General features: G+C 47.2%; 11 protein-coding genes. 5 read left to right on the top strand and 6 right to left on the bottom strand.

The window, feature by feature from the left end; genetic code table 11:
* From B2751_RS11055 to B2751_RS11045, 3 genes are all read left to right on the top strand, one after another.
* On the top strand, positions 1-752 hold a 752-nt coding region (locus B2751_RS11055), incomplete at its 5' end, for a right-handed parallel beta-helix repeat-containing protein (protein ID WP_290774797.1).
* Entirely contained in the window at positions 749-967 is a 219-nt protein-coding gene (locus tag B2751_RS11050) for a hypothetical protein (RefSeq protein WP_290774796.1), read from the top strand. The genes B2751_RS11055 and B2751_RS11050, both read left to right, overlap by 4 nt.
* Positions 968-1,053: 86 nt before the next feature.
* Complete coding sequence (locus tag B2751_RS11045) at positions 1,054-1,464, top strand: SRPBCC family protein (protein ID WP_290774795.1); 411 nt, start codon at positions 1,054-1,056, stop codon at positions 1,462-1,464.
* On the opposite strand, the gene B2751_RS11040 is transcribed toward B2751_RS11045, so the two are convergent.
* From B2751_RS11040 to B2751_RS11020, 5 genes are all read right to left on the bottom strand, one after another.
* Entirely contained in the window at positions 1,439-1,657 is a 219-nt protein-coding gene (locus B2751_RS11040; protein WP_290774794.1) for a helix-turn-helix domain-containing protein, read from the bottom strand. The genes B2751_RS11045 and B2751_RS11040 overlap by 26 nt on opposite strands.
* The gene (locus tag B2751_RS11035) at positions 1,638-1,985 is read right to left on the bottom strand and encodes a hypothetical protein (protein ID WP_290774793.1); all 348 of its coding nucleotides are present in this window, start codon (positions 1,983-1,985) and stop codon (positions 1,638-1,640) included. Before B2751_RS11035 ends, B2751_RS11040 begins: the two co-directional genes overlap by 20 nt.
* 105 nt (positions 1,986-2,090) lie before the next feature.
* Positions 2,091-2,591: an AAA family ATPase gene (locus B2751_RS11030; RefSeq protein WP_290774792.1), complete on the bottom strand. Its 501-nt coding sequence runs from the start codon at positions 2,589-2,591 to the stop codon at positions 2,091-2,093.
* A complete protein-coding gene (locus tag B2751_RS11025; RefSeq protein WP_290774791.1) occupies positions 2,588-2,803 on the bottom strand; it encodes an ATP-binding cassette domain-containing protein in 216 nt (71 codons plus the stop codon). The genes B2751_RS11030 and B2751_RS11025 overlap by 4 nt, the downstream gene beginning before the upstream one ends.
* A gap of 10 nt (positions 2,804-2,813) precedes the next feature.
* A complete protein-coding gene (locus B2751_RS11020; RefSeq protein ID WP_290774790.1) occupies positions 2,814-3,521 on the bottom strand; it encodes a hypothetical protein in 708 nt (235 codons plus the stop codon).
* A 152-nt stretch (positions 3,522-3,673) separates the two neighbouring features.
* Between B2751_RS11020 and B2751_RS11015 the strand changes: the two genes are divergently transcribed.
* Positions 3,674-4,336 (top strand): Type 1 glutamine amidotransferase-like domain-containing protein, encoded by a 663-nt coding sequence (locus B2751_RS11015; protein ID WP_290774788.1) that lies wholly within the window; start codon positions 3,674-3,676, stop codon positions 4,334-4,336.
* Entirely contained in the window at positions 4,333-4,887 is a 555-nt protein-coding gene (locus B2751_RS11010; protein WP_290774786.1) for a histidine phosphatase family protein, read from the top strand. Before B2751_RS11015 ends, B2751_RS11010 begins: the two co-directional genes overlap by 4 nt.
* Before the next feature lie 8 nt (positions 4,888-4,895).
* On the opposite strand, the gene B2751_RS11005 is transcribed toward B2751_RS11010, so the two are convergent.
* Positions 4,896-5,168: a hypothetical protein gene (locus B2751_RS11005; protein ID WP_290774785.1), complete on the bottom strand. Its 273-nt coding sequence runs from the start codon at positions 5,166-5,168 to the stop codon at positions 4,896-4,898.
* Positions 5,169-5,223: the final 55 nt, after the last annotated feature.

Below are 5,223 nucleotides of genomic sequence, written 5' to 3'. Positions count from 1 at the left end.
CGGGAGCGATTCGTCACCTGACGATCACCGGTAACCGAGTCGAGCAGAATCGTCTCGGTTTCAGTGAAGCCCTCGTCTTAAATGGAAACGTCAAACATTTCCGGGTGACGAAGAACGTCGTACGGGATAACGACAACATCGGCATTGATTTGATCGGACACGAAGGGATTGCTCAGTCGAAAAAAGACGACTACGTTCGTGAGGGCGTCGTGTCGGAAAATCGTGTCTACCGGACGTCGAGCTACGGCAATCCTGCTTACGGGAAGGAATACAGCGCAGCCGGTATCTATGTCGATGGTGGGAAGAATTTAACGATCGAGAAGAATCTCATCGAAGCAAGTGATATCGGGATCGAAGTGACGAGTGAACATGCCGGACGGTACGCAGAAGATGTCATCGTTCGCCAGAATGATTTACGGCAAAACGTCTACACCGGAATTGCGATTGGTGGGTATGACACGAAGCGAGGCGGTACAAAACGTGTTCGGATCGAGCAAAATCAGCTGATCGGGAATGATACGAAAGGGCTCGAGGGTGGTCAATTGCTCGTCCAGCATGATGTCCATGACAACACGATCATCGGGAACACATTCGATGGTTCGTTAAGTGTCGCCCATTACTTCAAGACGAGTTCGGGAAATCAGTTTGAAAAAAATACGTTCAAGCATACAAAACGTTTCATGTGGCGCGACGCCTCCTATAAAACGGAACAAAGCTTTCTGAAAGCGGTCCGAAAGGTGGAAGGAAGATGAAGTTATCGGAGCGCCTCCTCGCTTACTGGATTCGGATTCCGAGACGCTGGCGGCTTGCAGCATTGACCGCCTGTATGTTAACGATTTGGACAGTGGAAGGCGTTCGGTTTTTAACAAGTCCCGCGTTACGACTGCCGACCGTTATCGATGCAATCATCTGTCTCATTCCGGCGATTCTATTGTTCATGGTATGGAAAACAAAGCGTTCAAATTAACACCTGAATTAATCGAAAATAACAAGGAATTCATTTAATAGTCCTCGAAATAGGGAGGGAACTTCAATTAGTAAGGAGGAAGAAAGATGACGAAACTGACGATTCAAGCTGTGATTGACCGTCCGGTCGAGACCGTGTGGGAGATCTGGAACGCACCAGAAGACATCAAACGCTGGAACGCAGCGTCTGACGATTGGCATACGACGGCGTCAACAAATGATTTGACGGTCGGTGGTCAATTCACGAATCGAATGGAAGCAAAAGACGGTAGCATGGGATTTGATTTCACGGGTACATACGAGACAATCGTTCCCTACGAACGCATTGCGTATGTCCTCGAGGATGGTCGTCAGGTGACGATCGACTTCTCTCGGAACGGGGAACAGACCGAAGTCGTCGAATCGTTTGATGCCGAAACAATCAACCCGCCTGAAATGCAACAAGCGGGCTGGCAGGCGATCCTTGATCGGTTCAAGGCGTATGCTGAGTCGAAGTAAATCGTTCGCATCGTAACTTCCGACCACGGCGATCCGTCAGGGCAGGAATACCACCGCTCTCATAGCGCCGGACCCAGTTATACAATTGTTGATACGACACATCATGCCTTCCGGCGATACGTTGGTAGTCCTTTGCGGCCGCCAAACAATCGAGGACGGCATTGATGCGTTGTTCAAGAGTGTTGGTGGACATGAACGTTTTCCTCCTCATTGAATCGCCCTGGATTCGTCCACGGCATTAAACTAGTGCACATACAATCGATGGAAGCCATTGGATCAAAGAAAAATTGGCGCGTCTCCTGTTGATTCGTTTTGACGATCAGTCGTTTTTCTAGCGTTGGTAAATGCACGAGAAACGAAATCTGATATTCCATAGGATGCGAGAGAATGGTGGTAGATCGTTTTTGTAAGTGGATAGCTGCTGAATTCGCAGTGATGTATAAGACGTGTCGATTCCATTCCTCTTCGTTGAAAAGTGAATCCATCATCGTGATAAATGCTTGACCGGAAATGAAGTTCATCGGACGACCTCCTTTCTTATAATGTGTATATCCTGTACATGTTTTTCGAAAACCTACATTTCAAATATTACAAAAAAACCACCTCCAAAAGAGAGGTGGTTAACGTTATCCTGCTAGTTCAAGCATTTGGACGAACGCGACGTCCGGATCTGTCGTCTCGAATCGGTTCAACCAATCCTTGAAGTCGCCTTCGTACAAAATACGACCTTGATGAAGGAAGATGACATGGGCATCGGTATGCAATAGATCATGTAATTGATGGGTCGAGAAGAGGCACGTTTGACCGTTTGCTGTCATCTGCTCGAAGCGTCGCATGATATGAAGCCGTGTTGCCGGGTCGACCCCGCTCGTTGGCTCGTCAAAGATGTAGAGCGAACGTGGTACTGTCGTCAACAGGGTCACGAACAACCATTTCTTTTCGCCAGCGGACATCTTACCAATTTTCATCTCCCACAGATGAGCGAATAAATCGAGCTCTCGTGGCTGTTTCAGATGACGCGTATAGGTCTCTCGCTTGCGATATGCTTTCAAACGAGCGAGCCGACCGACGAAGACGGCGACATCCTTGCCCTTTAATTCATCCGAGTAATAGATGAATTGCGTCAAATAGAGAATGTCCGAGATATCGGGTAANNGGGTAAGTCCAGTTCTCCGGACGTGATCGGTAAGGCACCGGTCATGCAATCAAACAGTGTCGTTTTCCCGGCACCGTTCATGCCGATCAAGACGTTCAGTTTCCCGGGAACAAGCGAAAAGGAGACATCGTGTAACAGATCAGGTGATTTCGGATAGTTGAAGCGTACGTGTTGAACGTGCATCTGAATCCTCCTATCGGGTCAGTAATGACATGAGATTAAAACGTTTGACAGAGAATAGACCAAGTAACAGATAAACGACGAGTACGACGGTCAAGATAAGGAACGATGCTCCCGTAACGTGCTCAGAGACAGCGAGACCAAGTGTTTTCATGACATAAAAAGGATTCAAGTAACTGTACCAGCGATCCGGTTGGCTATTCGCGAACAAGAACAGAGGATACATGACGATGTTGATTAATGTCGACATACTCGAAATCTTAGCCGGAAGCATCGTCAAGGCGATGCTTGCAAAAGCAAGCGGGATACTGAGCACCAAGACGAGATAAGCGAGTAACAACGTTAAAGGTGAGAAGAAGCCGAACACAAGCATCAGAATCGTCGTAAAGACCGTTAAACTAACGGCTGCAAATACGAGCTGAACGAGAACGAGTGCGAGAATACAACCAATCTTACTACCGGAAATCATGATATACGTCTTCATCAAACCATGTTCCCGCATCCGGGCAAGTTGGAGTCCGATGCCATTCACGTAAATCGAAAGTAAGATATAGCCCCAAAAGAGCGCGAGGAACGAGAGGAAACTGTTCTCGGTGAAGTCGAGGCGTGACCCGAAGACAAAGGCGAGAATCAACGGGAAGATCAACGACCAAAAGACCGGAATCTTATCCGTCAGCATGATTTTTAAGTAAAGTATGAAGTAGCTAGGAATCGAGTACATATGTGCCTCCCGTTCATAAAAATATGATGCTGTCTATTTTTATACGAATAAAATTGGATAAAAGTTCCTTAATAAGTGATTTGTTAATAAAAGTAAGCATATCAAAAACGCTTAAATATTGTAAACTGAAGCAAAGAACAGGAGGTGTCATGATGAAGTATCTCTTAACTTCAGGTGGGGTACAAAATGCATCGATTCATCAAGCGTTACTGGAGATGCTCGGAAAACCGATTGAAGAATGTCATGCCATTGCAATCACGACAGCGTCTTACGTACTAAAAAGGGGGATGGACCTCGCTGTCAACTTCATTCAAGGAAAAGATGAGGCACCAATGGTCGATGTAGGATGGAAGTCAGTCGGTCTGTTGGAATTATCAGCGGTTTCAGTGGTTGATCCAGCAATTTGGCAACCAGCGGTCGAACAAGCGGATGTCATCCTCGTCAATGGTGGGGATCCGCTATTTCTACATCACTGGTTCGTCGAATCGGGCTTTGATCGACTATTACCGCAACTGACCGGTGTTTATGTCGGGATGAGTGCCGGTAGCATGGTGCTCACTCCCCGTATCGGAACGGAGTTCGTCGAATGGCAGAAGACACCGGAGCAATCGGACGCAACACTCGGTCTCGTTGATTTTTCGATCTTCCCGCATCTCGATCACCCGCAGTTACCAGACAATCACATGCAAGCAGCAAAAGCGTGGGCAAAGAGGCTGACGAATCCAGCGTACGCGATCGACGACGCGACAGCGATCCGTGTCATTGGTTCAAACGTCGAAGTGATATCCGAAGGAAATTGGGTCAAATTGCAATGACAACGATTTATTTCGTTCGACATTGTGAATCGGTCAAAACGGGGAGTGATCGTGAACGAGGTTTAACCGATGCAGGTCAACAGCAAGCACAGAAACTAGTGGTGTTTTTTAGAACGATGCCGATTGACGCTATTTGTTCGAGTCCGATGCGACGGGCGATGGATTCCGTTCGTCCGCTTGCGAATCAGAGGAACATGCAGGTCATAACGGTTCCATTTCAAGAGCGACTTTTTCAACTAATCGATGAACGATTAACGACTGAGAGACTCGAGGAAGTATTGAGACAGTCATTTTTAGACGCCGATTACGCAGAAGTTGGTGGAGAGTCGAATCGCATGGCACTTGATCGTGCTGTAGCAGCCATCGAAAAGCTCCATGACATGCATCCGAATCAACAAGTGGTTGTCGCGACACATGGACTTGTATTGGCGTTAGTTCTTGAAAAATATACTGGGCGAGCGGCGAACGAATGGTTAGATGCGATGTCGAGTCCAGCGATTCACCGGTTGACATTCGATGCCCTCGGGAAAGCGTCTCATGAACAACTATAGAAAGACGATTAAATTTGACCGCTAAAGATGTAACCGAGAAAGAGTAGTAGCAGCACGCCGAGCGGAATGGCACAGGCGAGACTGACATATTTAAGAATCCCGGGCTCCCGTCGTCTGAAGGCGACGATCCCGAGACCAATTCCGAACAAATAAATGGCAAGTCCGATCGGAATCGTAATCATCGAGTTTGGACCGAATGGCCAGTTAATCGGTGGGAAAATCATATAAGCAATGAACAAGCCGAGTAGACTGAAGAAGATAGAGGCTTTAGCATATGTCATGTGAGAACTCCTTTTAGTTAAGTCTGTAAACAAGGAATTCGAATCACAGACACAA

It is taken from the genome of Exiguobacterium sp. UBA6282 (genome assembly GCF_002440475.1).
GTDB lineage: Bacteria > Bacillota > Bacilli > Exiguobacteriales > Exiguobacteriaceae > Exiguobacterium_A.
The sequence above is the reverse complement of the archived record's forward strand: the minus strand, read 5'-3'. Positions and strand labels throughout refer to the sequence as shown.